28 protein-coding genes are annotated in these 25,942 nt (G+C 69.5%); 10 read left to right on the top strand and 18 right to left on the bottom strand.

The window, feature by feature from the left end:
- Positions 1 to 9 precede the first annotated feature (9 nt).
- The 4 genes from nadA to DEIMA_RS17055 all read right to left on the bottom strand — a co-directional run bounded on the left by nadA (position 10) and on the right by DEIMA_RS17055 (position 4,026).
- Positions 10 to 987, bottom strand: a complete 978-nt coding sequence (nadA, locus tag DEIMA_RS14225; RefSeq protein ID WP_013557968.1) for a quinolinate synthase NadA — start codon at positions 985 to 987, stop codon at positions 10 to 12.
- Positions 984 to 1,832, bottom strand: a complete 849-nt coding sequence (gene nadC, locus DEIMA_RS14220; protein WP_013557967.1) for a carboxylating nicotinate-nucleotide diphosphorylase — start codon at positions 1,830 to 1,832, stop codon at positions 984 to 986. The genes nadA and nadC overlap by 4 nt, the downstream gene beginning before the upstream one ends.
- A gap of 138 nt (positions 1,833 to 1,970) precedes the next feature.
- Positions 1,971 to 3,494: an L-aspartate oxidase gene (locus tag DEIMA_RS14215; RefSeq protein ID WP_280985073.1), complete on the bottom strand. Its 1,524-nt coding sequence runs from the start codon at positions 3,492 to 3,494 to the stop codon at positions 1,971 to 1,973.
- Between the two features lie 28 nt (positions 3,495 to 3,522).
- Positions 3,523 to 4,026, bottom strand: a complete 504-nt coding sequence (locus DEIMA_RS17055; protein ID WP_013557965.1) for a hypothetical protein — start codon at positions 4,024 to 4,026, stop codon at positions 3,523 to 3,525.
- Positions 4,027 to 4,202: 176 nt separating this feature from the next.
- Here DEIMA_RS17055 and DEIMA_RS14205 point away from each other — a divergent pair, with 176 nt between their 5' ends.
- Genes DEIMA_RS14205 through DEIMA_RS14195 form a run of 3 tightly spaced genes read left to right on the top strand, consistent with a single transcriptional unit; the run spans position 4,203 to position 6,490 of the window.
- Positions 4,203 to 4,694, top strand: a complete 492-nt coding sequence (locus DEIMA_RS14205) for a DUF1453 family protein (protein ID WP_013557964.1) — start codon at positions 4,203 to 4,205, stop codon at positions 4,692 to 4,694.
- A 10-nt stretch (positions 4,695 to 4,704) separates the two neighbouring features.
- Positions 4,705 to 5,856 (top strand): sensor histidine kinase, encoded by a 1,152-nt coding sequence (locus tag DEIMA_RS17050; protein WP_013557963.1) that lies wholly within the window; start codon positions 4,705 to 4,707, stop codon positions 5,854 to 5,856.
- Positions 5,849 to 6,490, top strand: coding sequence for a response regulator (locus DEIMA_RS14195; protein WP_013557962.1), 642 nt, complete (start codon positions 5,849 to 5,851; stop codon positions 6,488 to 6,490). The genes DEIMA_RS17050 and DEIMA_RS14195 overlap by 8 nt, the downstream gene beginning before the upstream one ends.
- Positions 6,491 to 6,539: 49 nt before the next feature.
- On the opposite strand, the gene DEIMA_RS14190 is transcribed toward DEIMA_RS14195, so the two are convergent.
- From DEIMA_RS14190 to DEIMA_RS18730, 9 genes are all read right to left on the bottom strand, one after another.
- Positions 6,540 to 8,135 carry an alpha-amylase family glycosyl hydrolase gene (locus DEIMA_RS14190; protein ID WP_013557961.1) on the bottom strand — a complete coding sequence of 532 codons (1,596 nt, stop codon included), beginning with the start codon at positions 8,133 to 8,135 and terminating at the stop codon, positions 6,540 to 6,542.
- A gap of 30 nt (positions 8,136 to 8,165) precedes the next feature.
- Complete coding sequence (locus DEIMA_RS14185; RefSeq protein ID WP_013557960.1) at positions 8,166 to 8,519, bottom strand: cupin domain-containing protein; 354 nt, start codon at positions 8,517 to 8,519, stop codon at positions 8,166 to 8,168.
- Positions 8,516 to 8,938, bottom strand: a complete 423-nt coding sequence (locus DEIMA_RS14180) for a universal stress protein (protein ID WP_013557959.1) — start codon at positions 8,936 to 8,938, stop codon at positions 8,516 to 8,518. The genes DEIMA_RS14185 and DEIMA_RS14180 overlap by 4 nt, the downstream gene beginning before the upstream one ends.
- On the bottom strand, positions 8,935 to 10,395 hold the full coding sequence (locus DEIMA_RS14175) for a UDP-N-acetylmuramoyl-L-alanyl-D-glutamate--2,6-diaminopimelate ligase (RefSeq protein WP_013557958.1): 1,461 nt from the start codon (positions 10,393 to 10,395) through the stop codon (positions 8,935 to 8,937). The genes DEIMA_RS14180 and DEIMA_RS14175 overlap by 4 nt, the downstream gene beginning before the upstream one ends.
- Positions 10,396 to 10,422: 27 nt before the next feature.
- Entirely contained in the window at positions 10,423 to 11,088 is a 666-nt protein-coding gene (locus DEIMA_RS14170; RefSeq protein ID WP_013557957.1) for a Crp/Fnr family transcriptional regulator, read from the bottom strand.
- Between the two features lie 21 nt (positions 11,089 to 11,109).
- Positions 11,110 to 11,346 (bottom strand): 4Fe-4S dicluster domain-containing protein, encoded by a 237-nt coding sequence (locus DEIMA_RS14165; RefSeq protein ID WP_013557956.1) that lies wholly within the window; start codon positions 11,344 to 11,346, stop codon positions 11,110 to 11,112.
- Positions 11,347 to 11,401: 55 nt separating this feature from the next.
- Positions 11,402 to 12,025: a deoxynucleoside kinase gene (locus DEIMA_RS14160; RefSeq protein WP_013557955.1), complete on the bottom strand. Its 624-nt coding sequence runs from the start codon at positions 12,023 to 12,025 to the stop codon at positions 11,402 to 11,404.
- Between the two features lie 81 nt (positions 12,026 to 12,106).
- Positions 12,107 to 12,718 carry a deoxynucleoside kinase gene (locus DEIMA_RS14155; RefSeq protein WP_013557954.1) on the bottom strand — a complete coding sequence of 204 codons (612 nt, stop codon included), beginning with the start codon at positions 12,716 to 12,718 and terminating at the stop codon, positions 12,107 to 12,109.
- Between the two features lie 47 nt (positions 12,719 to 12,765).
- Complete coding sequence (locus DEIMA_RS18730; protein WP_245528326.1) at positions 12,766 to 13,530, bottom strand: hypothetical protein; 765 nt, start codon at positions 13,528 to 13,530, stop codon at positions 12,766 to 12,768.
- Between DEIMA_RS18730 and DEIMA_RS17395 the strand changes: the two genes are divergently transcribed.
- Together DEIMA_RS17395 and DEIMA_RS18005 are read left to right on the top strand one after the other, a co-directional pair.
- Positions 13,468 to 14,661 carry an eCIS core domain-containing protein gene (locus tag DEIMA_RS17395; RefSeq protein ID WP_425358183.1) on the top strand — a complete coding sequence of 398 codons (1,194 nt, stop codon included), beginning with the start codon at positions 13,468 to 13,470 and terminating at the stop codon, positions 14,659 to 14,661. The genes DEIMA_RS18730 and DEIMA_RS17395 overlap by 63 nt on opposite strands.
- Positions 14,662 to 14,723: 62 nt before the next feature.
- Positions 14,724 to 15,092, top strand: coding sequence for a hypothetical protein (locus DEIMA_RS18005; protein ID WP_148234974.1), 369 nt, complete (start codon positions 14,724 to 14,726; stop codon positions 15,090 to 15,092).
- A gap of 34 nt (positions 15,093 to 15,126) precedes the next feature.
- Here DEIMA_RS18005 and DEIMA_RS14145 read toward each other — a convergent pair whose 3' ends face one another.
- Both DEIMA_RS14145 and DEIMA_RS14140 read right to left on the bottom strand, forming a co-directional pair.
- On the bottom strand, positions 15,127 to 16,218 hold the full coding sequence (locus DEIMA_RS14145; RefSeq protein ID WP_013557952.1) for a S1C family serine protease: 1,092 nt from the start codon (positions 16,216 to 16,218) through the stop codon (positions 15,127 to 15,129).
- Position 16,219: 1 nt separating this feature from the next.
- On the bottom strand, positions 16,220 to 16,432 hold the full coding sequence (locus tag DEIMA_RS14140; RefSeq protein ID WP_013557951.1) for an FmdB family zinc ribbon protein: 213 nt from the start codon (positions 16,430 to 16,432) through the stop codon (positions 16,220 to 16,222).
- Positions 16,433 to 16,551: 119 nt separating this feature from the next.
- Between DEIMA_RS14140 and DEIMA_RS14135 the strand changes: the two genes are divergently transcribed.
- A complete protein-coding gene (locus tag DEIMA_RS14135) occupies positions 16,552 to 17,358 on the top strand; it encodes an enoyl-CoA hydratase/isomerase family protein (protein ID WP_013557950.1) in 807 nt (268 codons plus the stop codon).
- Between the two features lie 75 nt (positions 17,359 to 17,433).
- On the opposite strand, the gene DEIMA_RS14130 is transcribed toward DEIMA_RS14135, so the two are convergent.
- A complete protein-coding gene (locus DEIMA_RS14130; protein WP_013557949.1) occupies positions 17,434 to 18,609 on the bottom strand; it encodes a VLRF1 family aeRF1-type release factor in 1,176 nt (391 codons plus the stop codon).
- Between the two features lie 569 nt (positions 18,610 to 19,178).
- Between DEIMA_RS14130 and glmS the strand changes: the two genes are divergently transcribed.
- From glmS to DEIMA_RS14120, 3 genes are all read left to right on the top strand, one after another.
- Positions 19,179 to 21,008, top strand: a complete 1,830-nt coding sequence (gene glmS / locus DEIMA_RS14125) for a glutamine--fructose-6-phosphate transaminase (isomerizing) (protein ID WP_013557948.1) — start codon at positions 19,179 to 19,181, stop codon at positions 21,006 to 21,008.
- Between the two features lie 118 nt (positions 21,009 to 21,126).
- A complete protein-coding gene (locus DEIMA_RS18345; RefSeq protein ID WP_013557947.1) occupies positions 21,127 to 21,327 on the top strand; it encodes a hypothetical protein in 201 nt (66 codons plus the stop codon).
- Between the two features lie 17 nt (positions 21,328 to 21,344).
- Positions 21,345 to 22,199, top strand: a complete 855-nt coding sequence (locus tag DEIMA_RS14120) for a DUF72 domain-containing protein (protein WP_013557946.1) — start codon at positions 21,345 to 21,347, stop codon at positions 22,197 to 22,199.
- Between the two features lie 135 nt (positions 22,200 to 22,334).
- Here the strand turns inward: DEIMA_RS14120 and DEIMA_RS14115 are convergent, their stop codons facing one another.
- Together DEIMA_RS14115 and DEIMA_RS14110 are read right to left on the bottom strand one after the other, a co-directional pair.
- Positions 22,335 to 23,015: an NUDIX hydrolase gene (locus tag DEIMA_RS14115; protein ID WP_013557945.1), complete on the bottom strand. Its 681-nt coding sequence runs from the start codon at positions 23,013 to 23,015 to the stop codon at positions 22,335 to 22,337.
- A gap of 95 nt (positions 23,016 to 23,110) precedes the next feature.
- Positions 23,111 to 25,063, bottom strand: a complete 1,953-nt coding sequence (locus DEIMA_RS14110; RefSeq protein WP_013557944.1) for an amylo-alpha-1,6-glucosidase — start codon at positions 25,061 to 25,063, stop codon at positions 23,111 to 23,113.
- A gap of 147 nt (positions 25,064 to 25,210) precedes the next feature.
- On the opposite strand from DEIMA_RS14110, the gene infC reads away from it, so the two are divergent.
- On the top strand, positions 25,211 to 25,810 hold the full coding sequence (gene infC, locus DEIMA_RS14105) for a translation initiation factor IF-3 (protein ID WP_043816788.1): 600 nt from the start codon (positions 25,211 to 25,213) through the stop codon (positions 25,808 to 25,810).
- Positions 25,811 to 25,942 lie beyond the last annotated feature (132 nt).

Below are 25,942 nucleotides of genomic sequence, written 5' to 3'. Positions count from 1 at the left end.
ATGCGGCGGTCAGCCGATGGCGATCATCCGCTCAATAGGCCGCAGCGCCCGCACGCGCACGTCCTCCGGCACGCTCACGCGCCCCGACAGGTCCCGCAGGCTGTCGTGAATGTTCTCCAGCGTGATCATCTTCATGTATTCGCAGCAGGCCGTGCGCGCCACCGGCACGAACGCCTTGCCCGGCACCTCGCGCTCAAGGCGGTGCACCATGCCCAACTCCGTCACGACGATGAACGTCTCCGCGTCGCTCTGCTGCGCGCGCGTCACCATCCCCTCGGTGCTGTACAGCTGCAGGTCCGGCACGTCCCGCAGCACGCGCGTGCTGCAGCCGCACTCCGGGTGCACCAGCAGTTCCGCGCCCGGGTGCGCCGCCTGCTGCGCCGCCACGTCCTCCGGTCGGATCGCGGCGTGCACGTGGCACGCCCCGTCCCAGATGTCCATGGGACGGCCCGTCTCGCGCGCCACGTGCGCCGCGAGGTACTTGTCCGGCGCGAACAGGACCGGCACGCCTTCGGGCAGGGACCGCACGATCTGCACGGCGTTGCCGCTCGTGACGCAGTAGTCCGCTTCGGCCTTCACGTCCGCGGTGGTGTTCACGTACACGACCACCAGCCCGCCCGGGTTCGCGGCCTTCCAGTCGCGGACGCCCTGGGCGGTCAGGGTGTCCGCGAGGCTGCACCCGGCGCGCAGATCCGGCAGCAGCACCGTCTTGCCCGGGTTGAGGATCGCGGCGCTTTCCGCCATGAAGTGCACGCCCGCGAACACGATCACGTCCGCGCTGGTGCGCGCCGCCTGCCGCGCGAGGCCCAGACTGTCACCCACGAAATCCGCGATCTGCTGCACCTCGGGACGCTGGTAGTTGTGCGCGAGGATCACGGCGTTGCGTTCGCGGCGCAGGCGCTCAATGCCGTCCAGCAGTTCCGCCTCGGTGGGGAGCGGGCGGAGTTGCAGCAGGTGCTCGTGTTGCTGAGGGGGGATGATGCTCATGCGAGGCCCTCCGTGGGGTGCAGTTCGAGGCTGATGTCGAGGCTCGGCGCAGAGTGCGTGAGGCCCCCGACCGAGACGTAGTCCACGCCGGTGGCGGCGACGCGCGGCAGGCGCGCCAGGGTCATGTTGCCGCTGGCTTCCAGGGTGACGTGCGGCGCGCACTCGTCACGGACAGCCACGGCCTGCGCGATCAGGTCGTCACGCATGTTGTCGAGCAGGACGCGGTCCGCGCCCGCGTCGAGGGCCTCGCGCAGGCCGTTCAGGTCAGTGACCTCGCACTCGACTTTCAGCAGGTACGCGCTTTCGCGGGCGCGCTGTACGGCGGCGCGCACACTGCCTACCGCGGCGATGTGGTTGTCCTTGATCAGGATGCCGTCGTCGAGGCCGGCGCGGTGGTTCACGGCGCCGCCGTGCCGCGTGGCCTGCTTTTCGAGGTCGCGCCACAGCGGGGTGGTCTTGCGGGTGTCGAGCAGGCGGGTGCGCGTGCCGGCGAGCGCGTCGACGTGCGCGCGCGTGAAAGTGGCGACGCCGCTCGCGCGCTGCAGGAGGTTCAGGGCGACGCGTTCGGCGCCGAGCAGGGCGTGGAGCGGGCCGCGCACTTCGCCGAGGACGGTGCCGCGTGGGTGCATTTCGCCTTCGTGGGCGTGCCAGGTGACCTGTGTGCGCGCGTCAAGCAGGGTGAAGGCGCGCGCGGCGGCGGGCAGGCCGCTGAGGACGCCGTCCTGTTTGAGCAGGAAGGTTGCGTGACCGCTCTGCTCGGCGGGGATGGTGGCGCGGGTGGTGGCGTCGCCGCGGCCGAGGTCTTCGGCGAGGGCGGCGCGCAGCCGGTCGTCGAGGCTCAGCACCGCACTGCTCCGGGTGTGAATCGTTTCACGAACTGAGTGGACACGAACGGCATCGTAGCACCCTCACCCCCAGCCCGCACGCGCATCTGCCCGACCCACCCACCAGCCAAAACCACCCCACGCCGGCCGCCCAGCCGCTCACTCCACGGCGCTTGCCAGCCCCTCCACCGGCTCGGCCCACACCCGCGCCGTCCCCTGCACCACATGCCGCGCCACCCCGTCCGCCGCCGGAAACTCCAGACGCACGTGCGCCCCACGCGACTCCTCACGTGCCAGCGCCCCACGCAGCAGGAACCGCGCCACCTCCAGCAGGTTCCCCCCCTCGGCCGCCGCGCGGTCCCCGGCCTCACCCTCCACGGCCGGCAGCGCCGCCAGCGCGCCCCGCAACGCCTCACCCGAACGCTCCAGGCCCGCATGCGCCGCCACCAGCGCCCGCACCCGCGCGGCCCCCTCCGCCCCCAGGCCCGGCGCGTCCGTGCGGCGCGCCGGCACCTCAAACGTCACGTCGCCCGCCATGGCCGCCACCGCCCGCGCGCCAAACACCAGCCCCTCCGACAAACTGTTGCTCGCCAGGCGATTCGCGCCGTGCAGACCACTCGACGCCACCTCGCCCGCCGCGAACAACCCCGGCACCCCCGTAAACGCCCGCACGTCCGTACGCACCCCGCCCATCGTGTAATGCACCGCCGGCTGCACCGGCACCGGCACGCGCGACACATCCAGCCCCTCGCGCAGCAACCGCGCGTGCACCCCCGGGAAGCGCGCCCGCACCGCCGCCTCGCCCAGATGCGACACGTCCAGCGTCACGTCCCCCGTGCGCGCGCGCTCCCGCGCAATCGCGCGCGCCACCACGTCCCGCGGCGCCAGCTCGCCCGCCGCGTCGTACGCCAGCATGAACCGCTCCCCGAACGCGTTGCGCAGCACGCCGCCCGCGCCGCGCGCCGCCTCCGTCACCAGCAGCCCCTCACCGCCCGACACGACCACCGTCGGGTGGAACTGCACGAACTCCACGTCGCGCACCTGCGCGCCCGCCCGCGCCGCGAGCGCCACCCCGTCCCCCGTGCCCTCCGGCGGCGCCGTCGTCACCGGGTACACGCGCCCGAACCCGCCCGTGGCAAGCAGCACGCCGCCCGCCTGCACCGCCCGGACGCCCCCGCCCACCAGGAACTCCGCGCCCACCACGCGCCCCGACGCGCCCAGCAGCAACGCCCGCGCGAACGCGCCCTCCAGCACCTCCACGCCCGCCGCGTGCGCCCGCGCGGCCAGCACCTCACTCACCGCCCGGCCCGTGCCGTCCCCGAACGCGTGCCGCACCCGCGCGAGACCGTGCCCGCCCTCGCGGGCCAGGTCCTCCGCGAACGGCACACCCAGCGCCCGCACCGCGTCCACGTGCGCCTGCGCCTCCCGCACGAACACGTCCACCACGCGCGGCTCGCACAGCCCCCGCCCCGCCGCCAGCGTGTCGCGCGCGTGCGCCGCCTCGTCCCACGGGCCGAGCGGCGCGGCCACGCCACCCTGCGCCCAGTACGTGCTGCCGCCCGTCAGGGCCCCCTTGCACGCGAGCGTCACGTGCAGGCCAAGCGCGCGGGCGCGCAGGGCCGCATACAGCCCCGCCACGCCCCCGCCGATGATCAGTACGTCCGTCCGCGCGTCCACCTTCACGGCCCGTACCATAACGCGGCCCGCGCGTTCAGGCGTGCTGCCAGGCCCGCACCGGCGCGGCCCGCCGCTGCACCAGCAGCGTGCGCACCACGATCTCCGTGACGCTCATCAGCAGGAACGCCGTGCGCCACGCGCCTGCGTCCGTCACGCCGTGCGCCACGCTGAACTGCACCACCGCGTCCTGCCACGCGCCCTGCGCGAGCAGCCCGAACGCCACCCGGCCACCCATGCTCACCACCCACACCAGCGCGTACGGCCACCCCGCCACCGTCACCCGCGCCCCTGCCGGCCCTTCCAAGCGCATGCACGCCGCCGCGCCCACCCCGAACACCGCGCCCAGCAGCACCCCCCACGCGGCGAGCAGGCCGTTCCCGCCGCCCAGATGCACGCCGTGCAGCGTGAACGCCGCCAGGACCGCCACGATCAGCATGGGCCGCACGGCGCGCGCCGTCGTCCACGGGCGACGCCCCACCTGCGACACGATCATGTACACCATCAACGCCAGAAACAAAGCCGCTTCCATCAGACCCATATGCGTTCCTCCTCTGGCGGCGCCGTGCGGGCCGCCCTGAACGCCCTCAGCGTGCCCGGCGCGGCCCGCGCGGCGCGCGCCCCGTCCGGCCCGGCCGCGCATAGGCCTTTTTTCCCAGACGCCCACCCCCCACCCGGCCCGCGCGGCCAGGTGGGTCGCGCGCCTACCGTGAAGGCATGAACGAACTCCACGCCCAACTCACCCCGCAAGTCCTGGTGTTCACCGTCCTGATCGGCCTGCTGATCGCCTCCCGCACCCTCGGTGAGCGGCAGCGCCGCGTGGACCGCTGGTGGCTGCTGCCCGCCGTGCTTCTGCTGCTCACCGTGAACGCCCTGTGGGCCGACCTGAGCGCCTCGGCGGTGTCCGTGCTGCTGGCGCTGCTCGGCGTGGCCGGCGGCGCCGTCGTCGGTGAACTCACGGCCCGCACGCAGACAGTCCGCCTCGACCCCGAACGCCTGAACGTCGCCTGGGTGCGCGGCAGCCCCCTCACGCTCGCCGTGCTGGTCGTCAGCCTCGCGGTGCGCGTCGCCCTGCGCACGTACGTCCTGAACCACCCGGCCGGCCTGCTCACGCACGCCACCACGGCGCTCCTCGCGTTCAGTCTCACGGTGCTGTTCATGCGCGGCTACAGCATGTACCGCCGTGTCCAGCAGCTGCGCGCCGCGTAAACTCCGGAACGTGCGCGTCCCGCTCCCCTTCGCCCAGCAGCGCTTGTGGCTGCTGGGCGCCGCTGTGGCCCTCAGCATCGCCCTCACGCCCGACCTGCCGGTCCGCACGACCCTCACGCTGCTCGCCGTGACCGCCGTGCTGTTCGCGGCGCTCGCCCGCGTGAACGGCCGCGCAGACGCGCGCACCGCCGCGTTCGTGGCGCTGAGCGTCGCGTGCCTGCTGCTGCTCGCGCACCTCGCCGCCAGCGCCGCCCTCGCCGCCGTCATGGTCGCCCTCGCGCTGCTCGGCGGCCGCCTGCCGCCCGCGTGGCTGCGCGTCCTGGCGGTGCCGCTGTCCGCGCTGATGCTCATCGCGCTGGACCACTACCGCTTCCCGATCAGCTTCTCGGACCTGATCGGCGGCGTCGGCTTCTTCGCGATTCTCAGCACCGGCTTCGCGTTCACGCGCCTGCGGGAGCGCGAAGCCGCGCTCGCGCACGCGAACGCGCAGCTCGCCGAACGCGCGCAGCAGGACGCCGAACTGTCCCGCCTGCGCGAACGCGAACGGCTCGCGCGGGACCTGCACGACACCCTCGGGCACGCCCTCAGCACCCTCACGGTGCAGCTGGAAGCCGCGCGCCGCCTCACCTCCCGTCACCCGGAGCGCGCCGCCACCCTGCTCGGTGACGCGCAGACGCTCACCCGCACCGCTATGCGGGACCTGCGCGACGCCCTCGACGACCTGCGCAGCACCCCGGACGCGTCCCTGCCCGACATGGCGGGCGCGCTCGCCCGCACGCAGGCGGAACATGCCGGATGGCACGTCACCGTGGACGTCCCGGACGTGCCCCTCGCGCCGCAGACCATCACGGCGCTGCGTCCCGTCCTCGCCGAGGCGCTGCACAACGCCGCCCGGCACGCGCGCGCCACGCACGTCACCGTCCGCGCGGACGTCACTGCCGGCACCCTCACGCTCACTGTCGAGGACGATGGCGTCGGCCTGACCGGCACGCCCGCCCCTGCCGGCCATTACGGCCTGACCGGCATGCGCGAGCGCCTGCGCGCCCTCGGCGGCACCCTCGACGTTGCGGGCGCACCGGGCGGCGGCACCCGCGTGACCGCCCGCGTGCCGCTCAGCGCCCACCCGCCCCTCACCCCACCCCCGGAGGTCCCGCATGCCTGAACCGATCCGCATCCTGCTCGCCGAGGATCAGCCCCTGATGCGTCAGGGCCTGCGCGCCCTGCTCAGCACCGAAGACGACCTGGACGTCACTGCCGAAGCCGCCAGCGGCCCCGAGGCGCTCGACGCCGCCCGCCGCCTCCAGCCGGACGTGATCCTCATGGACATCCAGATGCCCGGCCTGACCGGCGTGCAGGTCACCGAGGCGCTCGTCGCCGACGGCCTCGCCGGGCGCGTGCTGATCCTCACGACCTTCGACCGCGAGGACTACGTGCTTGACGCGCTGCGCGCGGGCGCCGCCGCGTTCCTGCTCAAGGACGTCGATGCCGACGAACTCGCGCGCGTCATCCGCCTCGTCGCGCGCGGCGAGCGCTTCATTCAGCCGACCGTCGCCGCGAAGTACCTGCGGCTGCTCGCGCAGCGCCCGCAGGAGCCGCAGGAACCGCTCACGCCCCGCGAGCACGAGGTGCTCGCGCTGATCGCGCGCGGCGACAGCAACAAACGCATTGCCGCGCAGCTCGGCATCAGCGATAGCACCGTCAAGAACCACATCAGCAGCGTCCTCGCGAAACTGCAGGTCCGCAACCGCACCGAGGCGGCCCTGCGCGCCCGCACACTCGGCGACCCGCCCGCCTGAACGGGGTCGGGGCGCGGGAACGACGTCCCGCGCCCCGACCCCCGGACCCTCAGGCCAGGTCGAGCACGCGCGCCTCGTGCGGGCGCAGCTCCAGGTCCGCGAGCGTCACGTCCGTGGCGGCGTCGCTGCTCAGCAGGGTGCGCGCCGTGCCGAGCGCGCCGAGGTCCAGTGTGCGGCGCGCCCCGCCGAAGTTCAGCAGCACCAGCACCCGGTCGCCCTCGTGCTCGCGCAGGTACGCGAACACGTCCTCGAACGGCGTGTCCACCGGGCGGTACGTGCCCGCGTGCAGGGCGGGACGCTGCGCGCGCAGGCGCGTGAGCGCCCGGAAGTACTGCAGGTCGCTGCCCTCGGCCTGCGCCTGCGCGGCGACGTTCACGATGGGCGCGTCTTCCGCGACGGGCAGCCACGGCTGCGCGCTGCTGAACCCCGCGTTCGGCTGGTCGTCCCACTGCATGGGCGTGCGTTCCGGGTCGCGGCTCGCGCCGGGCACGTCCGGCTGCTGCAGGCCCTGCGGGTCACGCTGCTGCTCGAGCGGCACGGGCACGTCGCGCATGCCGATCTCGTCGCCGTAGTACACGGTGGGCGTGCCGCGCAGCGTGAGCAGCAGGGTCTGCGCCACGCGGTACTGCGCGTCGCCGACGCGGCTGCGGAAGCGGTGCTGGTCGTGGTTGCCGAGCACCCAGTTGGGCCAGCCGCCCACGGCGCTCACGGCCGCGTCGTACTCGTCCACGAGGCGCCGCACCGCGCCCGCCGTCCACGGCGTGTTGATGAGGTGGAAGTTGAACGGCAGGTGACACTCCGCGCCCTCGCCGCTGCCGTAGTACGTGACGAGCCGCTCGATAGGAAGGTAGATCTCGCCGACCATCATGCGGTCCTCGAACTCGTCGAGGGCGGCGCGCAGTTCGCGGATGTACGCGTGCGTGAGCGGCAGGTCCTGCGTGCCGGTGTGCACCAGCTGCCCGTGGTCCAGCTGGCCCGGCTGCCAGTCCGGGTTGAGGGGTTCGTTCGCGAAGGTGGGGTCCTTGGCGAGCAGCCAGATGACGTCCACGCGGAAACCGTCCACGCCGCGCCGCATCCAGAAACGCAGGACGTCGCTCATGGCGCGGCGCACGTCCGGGTTGGCCCAGTTGAGTTCCGGCTGGCCGGTCAGGAACTGGTGCAGGTAGTACTGCCCGGTCGTGTCGTCGTACGTCCAGGCGTCCCCGCCGAAGAAGGACTTCCAGTTGTTGGGCGGGCCGCCGTCCGGGGCGGGATCGCGCCAGATGTACCAGTCGCGGCGCGCGCTGGTGCGGGACGAGCGGGATTCCAGGAACCAGGGGTGCTCGTCGCTGCTGTGGTTCGGGACGAAGTCGAGCATGACCTTGAGGCCTCGGTCGTGGGCGGCGCGGACGAGGTCGTCGAAGTCGTCCAGTGTGCCGAACAGCGGGTCGACGTTGCAGTAGTCAGCGACGTCGTAGCCGAAGTCCTTCATGGGGCTGGTGAAGATGGGGGAGAGCCACACGGCCTCGATGCCGAGGGTGGCGAGGTAGTCCAGGCGGGCGGTGATGCCGCGCAGGTCGCCGACGCCGTCGCCGTTGCTGTCCTGGTAGGACCGGGGGTAGATCTGGTAGATGACGCCGCGCTGCCACCACTTGAGCTCGCTCATGCTGTTCAGCCTAACAGAATCTGAAACGATTCAGGATGAAGGCGGTTCCGCCAGCACCACCCGGTCCCCATGCGCCGGCGGCTGCGACGTCACCAAGAACTCCACCGGCCCCGCCGACACGTTCCGCGCCTGATGCGCCGCCCCCGGCGGCACCTCCACCCCCTCCTGCACCCCCAGCACGTGCACCACCCCATCCACCTCCAGCGTCAGCACCCCCGACAGCACGAAAAAGAACTGCCGCGCCTGCCCGTGCGCATGCCGCACCTCCGCACGCCCCGGCGGCATCCGCTCCTGAATCACGCTCAGCGCCGCCGTCCGCACCAGATGCCACCCGTCGCAATCCCCACCCCAGGTGTAATGCTCCGCCGACGCCCGCGAAATCACGCGCCCTCCCCCGGAATCACCAGCACCGGCACCGGCGACGCCTTCACCAGCCGCTCCACCACACTCGGCGCCACCATCCGCGACAGCAACCCCGGCGAATCCCGCCCCACCACGATCAGGTCCACCTCGCGCGCCTGCGCCATCCGCAGCGCCACCTCCACCGGCTCCCCCTCGATCACCTCACCGCCGCCCAACTGCCGCAACTCCGCCTGCACCTCCGCGAGCCGCGCACTCAACGTCGCGTCCAGCGCCTCGCCGCTCCCCCCGATCCCCGCCGACGGCGTACTGAACGCCGCCGACAACCCACTGCGCTCCAGCACGTGCACCAGCCGCACCCGCGCATGCGGCATCCGCGCCCGCACGAACGCCAGCGCCAGCCGCGCCGGCGCCGTGAAATCCATCAGCACCAGCACCTTCATGCGCGCACCGCCAGCGCCGCGCGCGCCTCCGCCACCTCATCCCACGGCAGCGTCTCCGCGCCCCGCTCCAGCGTGTCCTCCGGGCCCTTCCCGGCCAGCAGCACCGTATCCCCAGGCCGCGCCAACGCCACCGCCCGGCGAATCGCGTCGCGCCGGTCCGGCACCAGCTCGAAATTCCCCCGCCCCGCCTCGCGCGCGCCCCGCGCCATCTCCTGCAGGATGTCGTCCAGCGGCGTGTCCCGGTGATCCTCCTCCGTAAAGATCGCCGTATCCGCCAGGCGCGTGGCGACCTCCCCCAGCGGCGCGCGCTTCCCCGGATCGCGCGGCCCGCCCGCCGACCCGAGCAGCACGATCAGGCGCCCCCGCGTCGTGGACCGCAACGCCTCCAACGCCTTTTCCAGGCTCGGCGGCGTATGCGCGAAATCCACCACCACGCGCACGCCCGCGTCCCCGCCCGGCACCAGCTCCATGCGCCCCGGCACGCCCCGGAACGACGCCAGCCCCGCCACGAGCGCGTCCACGCCCGACCCCAGGTGCGCCGCCGCCGCCATCGCCGCGAGCGCGTTGTGCACGTTGAACCGCCCCACCATCGGCAGGTGCGCGTCGAACTCCCCGAGCGGCGACAGCACGTGGAAATGCAGGCCCGTGCTGCGCTCCTCAATGTCGCCCGCCCGCCAGTCCGCGACGTCCTCCACACCGTACGTCACGTACGCCGCCGCGCGCGGCCGGAGCTGCGCCGTCCACGGGTCATCCGCGTTCAGCACCGAGAAGCGCGCGCGCTCCACCAGCCGCGCCTTGTCCGCGAAGTACTGCTCCACCGTCCCGTGGAAATCCAGGTGCTCGCTCGTCAGGTGCGTCCAGACCGCCACGTCCCAGTCCACGGCGCGCACGCGGTCCAGCGCAAGCGCGTGGCTGCTCGCCTCCAGCACCACCGCCTCGCCGCCGCTCGCACCGATCTCCGAAAGGGTCGACTGCACCTCCGGCGCCTCCGGCGTCGTGAAATGCGCCGGGAAGTGCCGCAGCGCCCCGTCCGGCAGCTCGTACCCCACGGTGCTCAGCAACCCTGTCCGCACGCCCGCCGCGCGCAGCAGGTGCCGCGTGATCCAGCTGGTCGTCGTCTTCCCGTCCGTGCCCGTAATGCCCACCACGCGCAGCGCGCGGCTCGGGTGCCCCGCCAGGGCCGCTGCCGCGTCCGCCAGCGCCGCCCGCGCGCCCGGCACGCGCACGTACGGCAGCGGGCTCGGCACGCCGTCCGGCAGGCCCTCACCGAACACGCACACCGCGCCGTTCGCCGCGGCCTCCGCCATGAACGCGTGCCCGTCCACGCGCGCGCCCCGCACGGCCACGAACGCGAACCCCGGCCTCACCCACCCGGCGTGATGCGTCACCCCCGTCACATCCGGATTCTCAGCGGGAGGCGTGAGGTTCAGCTCGGCAGCGAGGTCATGCAGCTTCATGCCCTGACTGTAGCGGGCGCCCGCCCGTCAAGGGAGCAGGCGCCGCAACGCGTCCGCGTCCACCACCCGCACGCTCCGGCGCTGCAACGCAATGAACCCCCGCCGGTAGAACTCCCCCAGCTTGCGACTCACCAACTCCGGCACCGTCCCCAACTGTGCCGCGAGCGCCGAATTGCTCGGCAGCGCGTACGCCGCCCCTTCCGGAGCGTGCGCCAGCAGATGCCCCGCCAGGCGCGCATTCAGGTCCTGAAACACCAACTGCTCCAGCCGCCCCAGCACCTCCGCGTGGCGCCGCGCGAAGTACGCGATGACCGCCTCCGCCAGCACCGGCGACGCGAAACACGTGCGCCGCACTACCTGCGCGTCCACCGCGAACACCGCCGCGTCCTCCAGCGCCACCGCCGTGGCCGACACGGTCGCGCCAGGCACGAACACGCTCACGCCCGACACCACCTGACGCGGCCCCACCACGTGCAGCGCCACCTCCCGCGCCCCACTGAACTTCGACACGCTCAACCAACCGCCCTCCACCACGTATAGGGCCGTGGCGCCGTCCCCCTCCCGGAACAACGCCTCCCCCCGGCCCAACCGTCGGAACCGCCCGGCAGCCGCCAGCACCTCCAGCTCCGCGACGCCCGCCGAACCGAACACCCCCGTCAGCCGCAGCAGATTCCGGGCACGCTCGGTCGTCACGCCTCATCCTGCCACGCGCCCTCACCGCCCGAAAAACGCCCGGTTGACCTGCGCAAACACCCCCTCTGCACCCACCAGATCATCCTCATGCGCAATCGCCCCCACCGGACAGGCCACCACGCACGCCCCGCAATCAATGCACTCCTCCGGGTCAATCACGAACTGCGCGCCCGCATCATGAATGCAGTCCTTCGGGCACACCTCCCGGCACGCCCCGTCCCGCACGCCCGCACACCGATCCGTAATCACATACGCCATGCGCCGAGCATGCCCGCACGGCCCGAGCGGCGCCATGACCCAGGTCAAGCGCCGCTCAACGCAGCAGCGGCGTCCCGAACCCGTGCGCCTCGATCCGCTCGCACACCCACGCGAACGCGTCCGCGTCCGCCACGAAATCCAGCTCATCGCCCGGCACGCGCACCACCGGCGAATGCGTGTACCCCTCCACCCACTGGCCGTACAGATCGTTCAGGCCCCCCAGGTACGCGTCCGGAATTGCCTGCTCGTACGTCCGCCCACGCCGACCGATCCGAGCGCGCAACGTCGGCAGCGACGCATCAATGTGCACCAGCAGGTCCGGCGTGCGCAGCGCCGGCAAAATCCCCTCGAACAACCCCAGGTACGTCCGCCAGTCCCGGTCATCCATGTGCCCGCCCGCATGCAGGTTCCGCGCGAAAATGTTCGCGTCCTCGAACACCGTCCGGTCCTGAATCACGTGCGGCGCGCCATTCACCACCCGCAGGTGCTGCTCCAGCCGCTTCGACAAGAAGAACACCTGACTGTGAAACGCGAACCGCCGCATGTCCCCATAAAAATCCTGCAGGTACGGGTTCTCCTCGAACGGCTCATACACGGCGTTCAAGCCGTACTTCTCCGCGAGCATGCCCGTAAGGGTGCTCTTCCCACTGCCGATGTTGCCGCTCACTGCCAGGTACATGCCTCACCACCACCGGGCCAGCTCGGCCCGCACCCCACCACCACGCGCCCGCAACGCGTCACCCCACCGCCGACGCCGCGCTCAATCCGCAGCGCTGCTGATCCCGAGCGCCGCATCCACCCGCGCGAGCACCTCCCGCTCATGCTCTGCGTTCCCCACGAAATCGAACTCCGCGGCCTCCAGTTGCAGCAGCTTCCCGCCGTACGTCCGGAAGTACTCGTCGTACCGCCCCGTCAGGTCCGCGAGGTACGCCGCCTGCATGTCCGCCTCGAACGGCCGCCCGCGCATCGCAATGCGCGACAACAACACGTCCGTATCCGCGCGCAGGTACACCACCAGGTCCGGCTGCGGCAACCGCGGCCGCAGGTGTGTGTACAGGTCCTGATACAACGCGAACTCATCGTCGCGCAGGTTCATCGCCGCGAAAATAAAATCCTTGTCGAACAGGTAATCGCTGACAACGTCCTCCGCGAACAACTCCCCCTGCGCGATCCCCGCCAGCTGCTTAAACCGCGACAACAAGAAAAACACCTGCACCTGAAACGCGTACGCGTCCGGCTGTTCATAAAACCGCGCCAGGAACGGATTCTCCTCCACGATCTCCAGGTTCAGGCGCGCACCGTACCGCGCCGCGAGCCGCCGCGACAAACTGGTTTTCCCGACCCCGATGGGCCCCTCGACGACCACGTACATGCAGCGCGCATGATACCCCGCCCCCACCCCGAAGGCACCATGAAACCTCACGCGTGCCGCAACTTCGCGCGCGTGCGCACGCACCACCCCCTACTGTGAACGCCGAGGCTAACGTGCACGACCACCGCCGCAAACCCACCCCCACCGCCCCCCTGACGGTCCGCCCCGTGCAGCGCCTCCATGAGACGCACGTCCCCCGATGGAGCGCGCCTGCACCCGCACCCGCTCGCCTCACGCTCACCGAGGCGCGCACCACCCATCCCGTACAGCGCCAGACCGCGCAACCCGCCCTGCACGCCAGCGCCCTGCTTCAGGCCGACACGCAGGCCCTCCAACGCCTCAGCGCCGACGTGGCGGTCCAGCGCGCCTCCGTGCGCGCGTCCATGACCACCCTCGCAGCGCACGGACTCACGCCACAACCCCTGGCCACCCTGCAGCGCCGCACCCCAGCCCCCGACCCGACTCCGCCCGCCCTCACGCCCATTCAGCGCCAGGCGCTCACCGAAACGGCCCAGCACACCGCCCTGGCCGCCCTGCAACGCCACGCCCGCTACGTTCCCCTCACCGAACGCGCGCACCACGCCGCCGAAGTGCTGCAGCGCGCGGCCCAGCAGGGCGCCGACGCGGACGCCGCCTACACCCACATCCTGCAGCGCACCCCGGACGCCGCCGCACTCCAGCACGCCATGAGCCTCCAGCGCGCCCAGGCGCACAAACACGCACAGTCGCTCGAACACCACGCCCGACTGGTGCAGCACGCGCAGCTGCAACGCCACCTGGATCAGGCCATTCAGCGCCAGACCGAAGCACATCTCCGGAGCGTCACGCAGCGCGTGCAAGCGAGATCCGGGGGCGGGGAGGCGCTGCCGGCGAGCGTGCAGCGACACCTGGAAGCGGGCCTGAACGCGGACCTGAGCCGCGTGCGGGTGCACACGGACGGGGAAGCGGACACACTGAGTAAGTCGGTGAACGCGGTGGCGTTCACGAGCGGGCAGGACATCTACTTCCAGAACGGGCGGTACGACCCGCACAGCCCCTCGGGCCTGGAGCTGCTGGCGCACGAAGCGACGCACACCGTGCAACAGGCGCAAGGCCGCGTCGCGCCCGGCCTCGACCCAGACGCGGGGCTTGAACAGGAAGCCCAGACCATGGGTGCCCAGCTGGCGGCGAATGGCTCAGCGTTCAGGCAAGGGCTCCAACGCCCCGGAAGGGGACCTTCAGCGGGAGGCGGAGGAATTCAGAGGCAGGCCGATGGGTCAGGAGCTTACGGGAGTCAATCGCCAACTATGAAGTTACGGCTGGCCAAGGAAGGCTGGTACGCGGCTGCGAGCGTTGCTGCAGGGATGGGTATGCCGAATGCAGCTCGGCATATGCGGCATTATCTGAATAATTCGGGCAAGCCCCTTGAAGTTGATGTCAGTTCAATGATGAAAGACTGCAAAGTCCTTCGGGCCGCTGTTCTCGAAAAACGCGATGCCGAAGTTCTGGCTGTTGGGCCACGTATCGCGTTCATGAAGCCTGGGGCGTCCATCAGTTTCACGAGTGCGAAGTTTACCGATGCATACATTGGGTCAGGTGACAGCAAAGATTGGTTCTATGCGATTGGAGGCTACACCTACTGGCTACAGGGTGAAGTCTATCAAAGAGGTAAAGATATTCTGAAAGTGAAATACAGGGTGCATATTCATGATGTTTATAATTGGGACAAGGGAAAAGCAGTAACCATCTTTGGAAAAACTATTACAGATGAGTCGATGGGTCTGATGCACAAAGCTGGCATTGCTAGAGAGTACACAGTTTATGGACAAAGTGAACCCATTGCTGACTTTATGTCGTTGTGGAAAATAGGTTCTCAGAAACCAGCAACAAGTTTTCAAGGGCCTCGAATTAATACTTTGACGACTCGCGGTAATACTGAAGAGCGTGTCAGGGGCGTACGATGAAAAAGACTCTTTATTTGGTTGGTATTATAACCCTTGTGACTTCCTGTAAAATTTCAAACCAGATGAAAGACACGCCAGGCCCGCATATGGACTTGCGGTCTCTTCTGGAGGAGGCTGGTAGCCCTTTGGTGGTTCCAGAAAATATTCCCGTGAAACAAAAGTACGCGGATGGTCTGGCGACAGTTATGATATTCATGCTGTCTGAATCTCAGCTTGCTCGGTTTAAATCAGAAAATAGTTATCTGACTTCTGAAAATCTTGAAAAAATCCCTTTTGGTCTGAAGAGATTCCAAGATAAAATTAATTTTGGTCAAGGGGAGTATATATTTGCTGGAGAAAATAATGACGCTGATAATATAACATATGAAGGTATTTATATAAATCGTGAATCTGGAAAATTTAATATTGTTTATGCATATGTGAAAAATTAGGCCCGCTTTTTAGCGGGCCTAATTTTCAAGAGGTTTACAGCGTCCGTTTTTGCAGCGTGGCTTTGATGGTGACTTCTTTCTTGTTGCGCCAGAGCTTGAGCGTGACCGTCTGCCCAGGGCGTTTCGCGGCGATCAACCGAATGACGTCGTAGCGACTGCGCGCGCGCTTGCCATCCACCGCGAGGATGACGTCGCCGAGCGTCACGAACTGCCCGCTGGTGTTGCGCAGGCTGCCGCGCAGGCCTGCGCGCGCCCCGGTGGTGCCGGCGGGCACTTCGTCGACCAGCGCCCCCTCGCTGCTGGTGAGGCCGGCGAGGCGCCGCAGGGCCGGGTCGAGGTCCGCGAGGTCCACGAGGGTCACGCCGAGCGTGCCCCGCTGGGGCACACCCACGCGCTCCAGGTCCGTGAGGGACTGCTTGACGAGGTCGCCGGGCAGCGCGATGCCGATCACGCCGATGACCAGGTCGCTGGAGCTGGCGTTGGCGTCGGCGATGCCCACGACGGCGCCGCGCGAGTCGAGTACGGGCCCGCCGCTGTTGCCGCCCTGGATGTTGGCGGTGGTGAGGAGGTACTGGGCGACTTCTTCGCCGAGGTTGTCGTTGCGGGGGACGTTGCGGCTGTTGGCGTTGGTGCTGTACACGCCGGTGCTGATGAAGTTCTGGTAGCGCAGGGGTGTGCCGATGACGATGAGTTTCTGCCCGGGGATCAGGCTGGCGCTCTCGCCGAACGGGAGGGTTTTGGGCGCGGTGATGCCCTTGACGCGCAGGATGGCGATGTCGATGCCCGGGTCGACGCCTTCGATCTTGGCGGTGGCGGTGCGGCCGTCGTACAGGGTGACGGTGATGCTTTCCTGGTACTGGACGACGTGGAAGTTGGTGACGATGAGGTCTTTTTTGTAGAAGAACCCGGTGCCGGTTTCGATGGGGTCGTCGCCGGGTTGCAGTTGGGCTTTGGCTTTGCGCGCGTCGATGCGGACGACGGCTTTCACGGCGGCCTGCGTCACTTCGACGGTGTTGATTTCGTCGGGGGTGACGAGGGCGCGGGCGGCGGTGACGCGGCCCGTGTAGTAGCCGCCGATGCCGATGGCGCCGAGCAGCGCGGTGAGCATCAGGACGCGCGCGCGCATGCTACTCGCTGCCTTTGCTGCCGCTGTCGCTCTTGGCGGGGCGGGAGTCGTTCACGTAGAAGCCGCTGCCCTTGAAGGCGATGCCGGGGCGCGCGAGGACGCGTTTGATGGGCGCGCCGGTGTCGGGGTGGGTGGTGTGCGGGTCGTCCCGCATGCTTTGTTGCAGCTCGTAGATTTCGCCCGTTTCGAGGTTCTTGTACAGGTAGGTCGGCATGGCGTTCCTCCAATGGGTCAATGTAGCAAAGTCGATTCGGCGGGTGGTTGCGTGTGGGGACGGTGTTTTCTTTAGGGGGCGCTCGGCAAACGGGCGTCCGTTCGGGTAGCGTGTTCGGCATGACTGCTGACATGTCTCCTGTGCTGGTGACGCGGCGCGGCGCGGTGCTGCTGCTGACCCTGAACCGCCCGGACGTCCGGAATGCCCTGAGTGCCGACGTGGTTTCGGCGTTGCATGCGGAGGTGCGCGCTGCGGAGGCTGACCCGGATGTGCGCGCGGTCGTGCTGACCGGAGCGGGGCGGGCGTTCAGTGCGGGTGCGGATCTGCGGGCGCTGCAGACGCTGGGTGCGGCGAGCAGCGAGGCGAACAAGGCCGACTCGCAGGCGCTCGCGGACCTGCTGTCCGCGCTGTACACGTCGCGCAAGCCGGTGGTGGCGGCGGTGGAGGGCGCGGCGGTGGCGGGCGGCGCGGGCCTCGCGAGTGCGTGTGACGTGGTCGTTGCGGGGGCGAGCGCGAAGTTCGGGTACACGGAGGTGAAGCTGGGGTTCGTGGCGGCCATCGTGATGGTGTTCCTGCTGCGCGTGGTCGGCGAGAAGCACGCGCGCGAGCTGCTGCTGACCGGCCGGCTGGTGGACGCGCGTGAGGCGTGGCGGGTGGGGCTCGTGAACGAGGTGGTGGAGGACGGCGCGGCGTTGACGCGGGCGCTGGAGGTCGCGGAGGAAATCGCGTCGAACAGCGCGACGGCGCTGGCCACCACGAAGGAGATGCTGGCGCTCGTGCCGGGTATGGGCCTCGCGGAGGGCCTGCGGTACGCGGTGGGCGTGAACGCCTGGACGCGGACCACCAGCGACCTGAAAGAGGGCGTGGCGGCGTTCCTGGAGAAGCGCGCGCCGAACTGGCCGCGCGGGACGTCCGGAGGGGAGTAACTGGGCGGGACATGCAGGCGCACGGACCGGCGCGTGCCGGTCCGTGCGGGGAAGCCGCGCGGCCTCCCTGAGGGGTCAGTAGCGGGGAAGGCCGGCGAGACCGCCGTATTCCTGCACGAGCCGGTCGGCGAAGTCGCCGTGCACACGGCGAACGGTGACGCCGTACAGGGTTTCGAGGTCCGGGAGGACTTCCTCAAGGGTGACGCGTTCCATGAGGCTGCCGTCGAGGGGGCTGGAGGCGACGTCCTTTTTGCTGGTGAAGTAGGGGACTTCGCGGTTGTGGCTGCGGTAGACGTGCATCTGCTCGCCGCTTTCCGGGACGACGATCAGGTGCAGGCGGGATTGCTGGACCATGTCGAGGACCGTTTCGACTTCCATGATGCCTTTTTCCTGGATGTCGCTGAGCAGGCGCGCTTCTTCTTTGACCTGGTGGTCCTCGATGATGTTCATGACGCGTTCGAGGATCTGCTGCGGGTCGGCCCAGCTGGCGCCGCCGCTGACGTTCGTTTCGCCGATGACCTCGTACGGGGCGGTGCTGGCGATTTCCGCGCGGAATTCGGCGAGGCGCTGCACGGGGCCGACGAGCACGAGGTGCTTAAGGCCGAGGGCGCGCATGTGGCGCGTGAGCTGGTCGGCCATCTGGTTGTAGAAGCGTTGCTGCGCGGCACTTTCGCGTTTTTCGAACAGGTCGGTGCCGCTGTCGCTGCGCGGGCCGCTGCCGGGCTGGCCACGTCCGGCGCCGCCGGCGCCGGGCGCGCCGGGGACGTGGCGGGTGCCGGATACCATGGTGTCCCAGCGGTCGCCGTCGTCGAGGCGGACGTTTTCGTCGCGGCGCACTTCGATGATTTCACCCTGGCGGACCATGAAGAAGCGCGCCCATTCGCGGTCGACGGCGAGCACGCCGACGCTGGGCATGCGTTCGAGCAGGTCGTCGAGCATGGGGAGCAGGGGGCGGCCGTAATGGAAGCGTTCGGGCAGGTCGACCTGCAGTTCGAAGCGTTCGAACTGGTCATGGCCGACGAGGTAGAAGGCGCTTTTGCCGTAGGTGCTGCGGGAACGCCCGAGGTCCTCGAGGATCTGGTTCATGACGGTGGGCGGCACGCCGGCGTCCTGCATCTCGACCTTGACGCGCGTGGTGAGGCCGTTCGCAGCGTTGTCGGGGTTGGCGGGGTTGTCGTTGATGACGGCCATGAGGACCATGGCGTCTTCGGGGAGGGCCTTGATGCGGTCGATATCGGCGCGTGTAATCACGGTGGTGCCTCCTAGGGGTGGGGACTTGGGCTTCTATTGTTCGGGCGGCGCGCGAGAGGAGCGCCAAGGTTGCATGAACCGCGCTTCATGCGGGGGTGTGGTGGGTGCGGCAGCATGAATGAGGCCCCGATGAGTGAGTGTGTTACACACCGTACTCACGGGCATAGCGTGATACACTCGGCACGCAAGGAGGTGTCAGGCACACACAAACACCAGACAGGGGGAGCGCAAGGCCCGACGCCCACACGCGGCGCATTCGGGATACGAGGTGGAGGTGAGCGAAGCGATCTGCGGATGCCTCCAGGGTCACGCCGGACCCTCCCCGAGCCCACACGGCTCAAGTGACGCCATAACCCGCGCGGCAACGCGCGCATAACGCGCCACACGGCACACCATTAAGGGCCGCCACCCTCCCCTGCGGACCACCGCGGGTACAGTCCAGCCCCGGCTGAAGGCCCCACGGCCGCCGCCACGCCCTCGTCGCGTCGCGGCAAGGTCCTTCCGCCCACCCCCACCTGGAGCGGCGCTCCCACGCGCCGCCCCGGCCCCACGCTCACGGAGAGAACACTATGTGCGGAATTGTTGGATACATCGGTCAGCGCAACGCCCAGGACGTCCTGATCAGCGGCCTCGCCAAACTCGAATACCGCGGCTACGACAGCGCCGGCGTCGCCGTCTGCACCGACAACGGCATCCAGGTGCGCAAGAAGGCCGGCAAGCTCGCCAACCTCAGCACCGAACTGGAAGGCACGCCGCTCACCGGCACGCTCGGCATCGGCCACACCCGCTGGGCCACGCACGGCCTCCCCAACGACACCAACGCCCACCCGCACGCCACCGAGGACGGCCGCCTCGTCATCATCCACAACGGCATCATCGAGAACTACCTGCAGCTCAAAGAAGCCCTGATGAGCCGCGGCCACACCTTCCTCAGCGAAACCGACAGTGAAGTCCTCGCGCACCTCATCGAGGAGAAGTACGCGCAGCTAAGCGGCAACCTGTACGAAGCGGTCCGCCAGGCGCTCGGCGACGTGCGCGGCGCGTACGGCATCGTCGTCACGCACGTCGACCACCGCGAGATCGTCGCGGCCCGCACCGTCAGCCCGCTCGTGATGGGCGTCGGCGAAGGCGAAATGTTCCTCGCCAGCGACGTGCCCGCGCTGCTCGCCTACACCCGCAACATGGTCTTCCTGCACGACGGCGACATGGTCGTCCTCAACGACGACGGCTACCGCGTCACCGACCTGCAGGGCAACGCCGTCCAACGCCAGGTGGAACGCATCGACTGGGACGCCGAAGCCGCCGAGAAGGGCGGGTACGACACCTACATGCTCAAGGAGATCTACGAGCAGCCCGTCGCGCTCACCAACACCCTGATCGGTCGCCTGCACGACGAAACCGGCGAGGTGAACCTCGACATCAACCTCAACCCCGCCAGCTTCAAGCGCATCAGCATCATCGCGTGCGGCACCGCGTACTATGCCGGCCTGGTGGGCGAGTACCTGATCGAGCAGCTCGCGCGCGTGCCTGTCGAAGTGGACGTCGCCAGCGAGTACCGCTACCGCTCCCCGCTCGTCAGCGAGGACACCCTCGCCATCGTCGTCAGCCAGAGCGGCGAGACCATCGACACGCTTGAAGCGCTGCGCGAAGCCAAGAAGTTCGGCGCGAAAACCCTCGGCGTCATCAACGCCAAGGGCAGCAGCATGACCCGCGAACTCGACGACACCCTGTACATCCACGCTGGCCCGGAAATTGGCGTGGCCAGCACCAAGGCGTACACCAGCATGGTCAGCGCTTTCATGCTGCTCGCCCTGTGGCTCGGGCGCGCGCGCGGCACGCTCGGCGAGGACCTCGGCCGTGAGCTGCTGCACGCCACCCGCGAACTCCCGCGCCTCGTCGAGGAAGCCCTCGCACCCGAACGCGTCGAGAAGATCAAGCAGATCGCCGAGAAGTACAGCGGCGCCCGCGACTACCTGTTCCTCGGGCGCGGCGTGAACGCCCCCACCGCCTTCGAGGGCGCGCTGAAACTCAAGGAGATCAGCTACATCCACGCCGAGGCGTACGCCGCCGGCGAGATGAAGCACGGCCCCATCGCCCTCATCGACGAGCACCTGCCCGTCGTCGTGGTCGCCACCGAAAGCTTCCTGCTGGAAAAGACCATCAGCAACGTGCAGGAAGTCCGCGCCCGCAGCGGCAAGGTCATCGCGATCCTCAGCGACGGCGACACCGAGAACGCCCGCCACGCCGACGACGTCATCTACGTCCCGCACGCGCACGAAATGGTCAGCCCCATCGTGAACGCCGTCGCCATGCAGCTCCTCGCGTACCACACCGCCACCGCGCTCGGCAAGGACGTCGACAAGCCCCGCAACCTCGCCAAGAGCGTCACCGTCGAGTAAAACCCATCAGGAATTCCCAGAAGGTGGGCGCGTCAGCGCCCACCTTCTGCGCGGTATCCGCTGGGCACATTGAGGGAATTCTCAGCCACCCGCGCGCGCCGTCCTGAACACTCGGCGCATGAGCTACGTCGTGATGGTCAGCCGCCCCACCGAAGACCCCCAGAGCCCCACGCACCAGTTCCGCCTCACCGACGCGCAGGGCCAGCCCATGACGTTCAGCGACATGGCGCAGGCCGAAGCCGCCCGCGCGCAGCACCTCCGGGACTTCCCGGCGGACAGCGCGAACGTCGTTCCCGCCGACACGGCGGAGCGCCCATAACCCTCCCGCGGGGCCGCGTGCACGTCGGTACGTCCGGCTGGGCGTACCGTTCGTGGCGCGGCCCGTTCTACCCGCCGGGCCTGCGCCAGCGCGAGGAACTTGCGTTTGCAGCGCGGACGTTCGGGACGCTGGAAATCAACGCGTCCTTCTACCGCCTGCAGTCCCCGGCCACGTACGCGCGCTGGGCGCAGGAAACGCCGGACGACTTCGTGTTCGCCGTGAAAGGCAGCCGCTTCATCACGCACATGCGCAAGCTGCGCAACGTCGAGGACGCCCTCGCGAACTTCTACGCGTCGGGCGTGCTGATGCTCGGCGCGAAACTCGGGCCGTTCGTGTGGCAGCTCCCGCCAAGGCTCACGTACCACCCGGACGTGATCGAGGCGTTCCTGACGCGCCTGCCGCGCCGCACCACGCAAGCCGCGGCGCTCTCGCAGACCGCCGACCGTTTCGACACGACGGACGCGCCCACCCCGGAGGACCGGCCCCTGCGACACGCACTGGAGGTGCGGCACGAGAGCTTCCTGACCGAGGAGTTCACCGCGCAACTCCGTCGGCACGGGGTCGCGCTCGCCGTCGCGGACGCAGCCGGCCTGTACCCGCTGGTGGAGGAGAGCACAACCGACTTCATGTACGTGCGCCTGCACGGCGCCTCAGCGCTGTACAGCAGCGGGTACACCCCCGAGGAACTGGCGGTGTGGGCTCAGCGTCTGCGCGCGTGGCAGCGCGGGGAGCCCTCCGGCACCCTGCCGGGCATCACCGGTGAGGCCCCACGAGGTCCGCAGGACGTGTACGTGTACTTCGACAATGACATCGGCGCGCACGCCCCGGCAGACGCCGCGGCACTGCACGCCCTGCTGAGCGCGGCGGACTAAGAGCCTGCGGACAAACGGTCGGCGGCGTCCAAATGGACTGTTGTTGACGCTGACGCTCCGAACCGCTGCGCGTGGTGTCCTCAATCTCTAACCCGCGGGGAGTCCTGACCCGTCAGGACTCCCCGCGCTTCGGTCTTACAGGTTCGTGGGAACGCGGACACCTTTGGCGCGGCGGTACAGCTGCGCGGGCCGTCCGACGCCGTTGCGGCGCTCGCCACTGGCGAGCAGGACGCCCTGCGCGAGCAGGCGTTTGCGGAAGTTCCGCTTGTCGAGTTTGCGGTTCAGGATCGCCTCGTGCACTTCCTGGAGTTCCGGAAGGGTGAATGTTTCCGGGAGGAATTCGAGGGCGAGGTGCGCGTACTCCAGGCGGGTGCGCAGGCGGTTGAGGGCGCGCGTGAGGATGTCCGCGTGGTCGAACGCGAGGGGTGGGGGGGTGTGCGCGGGGAACCAGTCGGCGCCGATGGTGTTGCCGCCGCTGGTGACGCGGACGGTGCCGTGCGGGAGGACCGCCATGTGGGCGACGCTGACGATGCGGCCGCGCGGGTCGCGTTGGACGGCGCCGAAGGTGAAGAACTGCTCGAGGTGGCGCGGTTCGAGGTTGATGGTGGTTTCCTCGCGGAGTTCGCGCAGGGCTGCGTCGTGGAGTTCTTCGCCTTCGTGGACGAAGCCGCCGGGAAGTGCCCAGGTTTGGGCGTGGGGGAGCGTGCCGCGCTGGACGAGCAGGACGCGCAGTTCCCCGCCGTGCATCGCGAACGCGGCGACGTCCACGGCGAGGCCGACCTGGGCGGCCTGAGGCGGCAGGGTAAGTGTAGTCATGACGCTTATGCTACGAGCGCGAGCGGGGAGCGTCAAGCAAATAAGGGCGCCCTGGAAAAGGTTCCAGGCGCCCCGCGTCAGACATCTCCCGGACATTAGTGTCTGGACACCGCCACGTGGGCCCGCAGCACCTCCGCCACGCTCCACGCCTGGAACGGGCAGCCGCCCGGCGCCAGCGTCGTGCCCGCGAACACCTCCGACACGCCGCCCACGCCCGCCTCCCACAGGTGCGCGCGCAGTCCCGCCAGCGCCCACCGCGCGCGCACCACGTCACCACGCCGGAGCAGCAGGGTCACGTACGCCCCCAGCGGCCACGGCCACACCGTTCCCTGGTGGTATGCGGCGTCACGCACCAGGCGGTGCCCGCCGTACGCGCCGCGGTACGCCGCGTCTTCCGGCGAGAGTGTCCGCAGCCCCAGTGGCGTCAGCAGGTGCGTCTCTGCCACGCGCAGCGCCGCGTCCAGCTGTTCGGCGGTGGCGGGCGTGTCCGGCAGCGCCAGCGCGAGCAGCGCATTCGGGCGGATCGCGGCGTCTGCGGTGCCGTCATCGTGCAGCACGTCGTACGGGAACCCGGCGTCCGCGTTCCAGAACGCCGCGAAACTCGCCTGCGCCCGTGTGAGCGCCGTCCCGAACTGCGCCGCCTCCCCGAGCCGGGCACTCAGGCGCCCCTCCACGGCCAGCGCGCCGATCCACAACGCGTTGATTTCCACCGGCTTACCGTGGCGTGGCGTCACCACCCAGTCCTCGATGCGTACGTCCATCCACGTGAGCTGCACGCGCGGCGCCCCTGCCCGCAGCAGCCCGTCGCGCGCGTCCACGCCAATCCCGAAGTCCGTGCCGTCCACGTGGTGCTGCAAGATGGCCCGCAGTGCGGGCAGGTGCGCCCGCGCGAACGCCTCGTCGCCGCTTGCGTGCACGTACCGCTCGAACGCCTGAAACAGCCACAGCGAGCCGTCTACGGTGTTGTACCCGGCGCCACTTCCGTCATCGTAGAAGTTGTTCGGGACGAGGCCACGCTGCGCGTAGCGTAGGAACGTCTCCAGCAGGCCGCGCGCCTCCGTGAAGCGCCCGGTCGTGAGCAGCAGCCCGCTCAGCGCGATCATGCTGTCCCGCCCCCAGTCCGCGAACCACGGGTACCCGGCGATGACCGACACGCTGTCCACCGACGCGCGGCGCACGAGGTACGCGTCGGCGGCGAGGGTCAGGTGCGCCGTGTCCTCGTCGCGCAGGCCGGTGGTGGCCTGCGCGGTCCGCACGAGGCCCGAGCGGCGGGACACCTCCGCCTCCCACGCGCCCCACGGGTCGAGGGCCCCCTCCTCCAGGCCGTCCACGACGAGGGCCACGCGGCCCCCGCCGGCGGGCAGGGTCACCTGGAACAGCGTGGCGCCCAGCGCGCGGTCCGTGTCCGCCTCGCCGCGTGCCGCCTCCTGCCGGTAATGCAGCCGCTGCGTGTACGGGGCGGGGAAGAGCGCCGTCACGGTTCCGCCCGGCGCGTGCACGTGCATCTGGAGGGTATGGGTGCCCTGGATGGTCGCGTGGGGGCCCTGCACGCTGAACGTCAAGGTCGGCGCCTGAGGGCAGACGGCGTGCATGTCGCGGTCCGTGAACAGGCCGCCGAGCGTCAGGGTCACCTCCTCGCGGGCGTCCACGTCGTACAGCAGCACCAGCGTCCCTGCGTGCCGGGGCATAAAGGCGCGCCGCTGCACCCGCACACCGTGCGCCACCTGCGTCCGCAGGGGCAGCAGCCCCTGCAGCACCACACTCTCCAGGGTGTGCAGGCCGTCGCCCTCCAGCGTGCCGGGCGCCACCTCGAACGCGTGCAGGGTCGCGGTGCGGCCTGCCACGTCGAGCGTCTCCAGCGGCGTGATGAACATCACCCGCCGGTCCACGGGCGGTTGGTGGCTGACCGCGAGGCCGCTGTACGAGCGGGTGGGCGCGCCTGCCAGGCTGCTCATCGAGAAGCCGCCCAGGCCGTCGGTGAGCAGCACCTCACGGTCGAGGTCACGGGCGGTCTGCGGGCCGAACACGGGCGACAGGGGCAGCGTCATGCGCCCAAGCGTACGGCAGGTCCCGCGTCTAAAGGCATGCCGAACACGCACACGCTCAGGAACGGGCCGTACACGTGGTAGACTGACCTGTCAAGCCCTTTGTGGCGATGCCGTCCCGAGCGCCAGCGTGCGCCGGGGCGCGCGGAGGTGATGAGCATAGCGAAAGATCTCAAAATCAACGAGCAGATCCGGGTCCGACAAGTCCGCCTTATCGATGACGAAGGCGGCCAGGTTGGCATTATCGACACGCGCGAAGCGATGGCGATGGCGCGCCAGAAGAGCCTGGATCTGGTCATGGTCGGGCCGACGGCCGTCCCCCCGGTCTGCAAGCTGATGGACTACGGTCGCTTCCGCTACGAGCAGCAGCAGAACGAGAAGGAAAACCGCAAGCGTGCCCGCGCCCACGAAGTCAAGGCGATCAAGTTCCGCGTCAAGATCGACGACAACGACTTCAAGACCAAGACGAACCACGTGCGCCGCTTCCTGCAGGAAGGCCACAAGGTCAAGGTCACCATCATGTTCCGCGGCCGTGAGCGCACGCACCCGGAGCTCGGTGAGCGCATCCTGCACCGCGTCGCGGAAACCCTCGCGGACATCGGCGCGCCCGAAAGCACCCCCAGCATGATGGGCATGGACATGAACATGATCATGGTGCCCAAACCCGGCGCGATCAAGAAAACCGACGCGGCCGCTGGCGTCCCGGCCACCAGCGACGTGGACGTCGACGCCGCGCCCACCCAGGCGTAACCGGCAGCGCCCCCGAGCGGCCCGCACCTGCGGGCCGCTTCTGCATGCACCCCTAGCGTGCGCGCGCTGCATCCTGTACACTTTTATCTTGGCCAAGCGGGGCCGGGCAGTGAACAGCACCAGCGTGTGCGG

This window comes from Deinococcus maricopensis DSM 21211, from assembly GCF_000186385.1.
Classification (GTDB): domain Bacteria; phylum Deinococcota; class Deinococci; order Deinococcales; family Deinococcaceae; genus Deinococcus_B; species Deinococcus_B maricopensis.
This window is presented reverse-complemented; position numbering and strand designations above follow the sequence as displayed.

Excerpts from the sequence above, each read along its gene's own strand:
- DEIMA_RS18005 (WP_148234974.1), top strand. The coding sequence starts at position 14,724 with ATGAAAGACACGCCAGGCCCGCATATGGACTTGCGGTCTCTTCTGGAG.
- nadA (WP_013557968.1), bottom strand. The coding sequence starts at position 987 with ATGAGCATCATCCCCCCTCAGCAACACGAGCACCTGCTGCAACTCCGC.
- DEIMA_RS14160 (WP_013557955.1), bottom strand. The coding sequence starts at position 12,025 with ATGTACCTGGCAGTGAGCGGCAACATCGGCAGTGGGAAGAGCACCCTT.
- glmS (WP_013557948.1), top strand. The coding sequence starts at position 19,179 with ATGTGCGGAATTGTTGGATACATCGGTCAGCGCAACGCCCAGGACGTC.
- DEIMA_RS14180 (WP_013557959.1), bottom strand. The coding sequence starts at position 8,938 with ATGAAGGTGCTGGTGCTGATGGATTTCACGGCGCCGGCGCGGCTGGCG.
- DEIMA_RS14175 (WP_013557958.1), bottom strand. The coding sequence starts at position 10,395 with ATGAAGCTGCATGACCTCGCTGCCGAGCTGAACCTCACGCCTCCCGCT.
- DEIMA_RS14115 (WP_013557945.1), bottom strand. The coding sequence starts at position 23,015 with ATGACTACACTTACCCTGCCGCCTCAGGCCGCCCAGGTCGGCCTCGCC.
- DEIMA_RS18730 (WP_245528326.1), bottom strand. The coding sequence starts at position 13,530 with ATGTGCTTCGGTCTGGCGCTGAATGGCCTGATCCAGGTGGCGTTGCAG.
- DEIMA_RS18345 (WP_013557947.1), top strand. The coding sequence starts at position 21,127 with ATGAGCTACGTCGTGATGGTCAGCCGCCCCACCGAAGACCCCCAGAGC.
- DEIMA_RS14135 (WP_013557950.1), top strand. The coding sequence starts at position 16,552 with ATGACTGCTGACATGTCTCCTGTGCTGGTGACGCGGCGCGGCGCGGTG.
- DEIMA_RS14110 (WP_013557944.1), bottom strand. The coding sequence starts at position 25,063 with ATGACGCTGCCCCTGTCGCCCGTGTTCGGCCCGCAGACCGCCCGTGAC.
- DEIMA_RS14165 (WP_013557956.1), bottom strand. The coding sequence starts at position 11,346 with ATGGCGTATGTGATTACGGATCGGTGTGCGGGCGTGCGGGACGGGGCG.
- DEIMA_RS14195 (WP_013557962.1), top strand. The coding sequence starts at position 5,849 with ATGCCTGAACCGATCCGCATCCTGCTCGCCGAGGATCAGCCCCTGATG.
- DEIMA_RS14140 (WP_013557951.1), bottom strand. The coding sequence starts at position 16,432 with ATGCCGACCTACCTGTACAAGAACCTCGAAACGGGCGAAATCTACGAG.
- DEIMA_RS14205 (WP_013557964.1), top strand. The coding sequence starts at position 4,203 with ATGAACGAACTCCACGCCCAACTCACCCCGCAAGTCCTGGTGTTCACC.
- DEIMA_RS17055 (WP_013557965.1), bottom strand. The coding sequence starts at position 4,026 with ATGGGTCTGATGGAAGCGGCTTTGTTTCTGGCGTTGATGGTGTACATG.
- DEIMA_RS14190 (WP_013557961.1), bottom strand. The coding sequence starts at position 8,135 with ATGAGCGAGCTCAAGTGGTGGCAGCGCGGCGTCATCTACCAGATCTAC.
- DEIMA_RS14155 (WP_013557954.1), bottom strand. The coding sequence starts at position 12,718 with ATGTACGTGGTCGTCGAGGGGCCCATCGGGGTCGGGAAAACCAGTTTG.
- DEIMA_RS14145 (WP_013557952.1), bottom strand. The coding sequence starts at position 16,218 with ATGCGCGCGCGCGTCCTGATGCTCACCGCGCTGCTCGGCGCCATCGGC.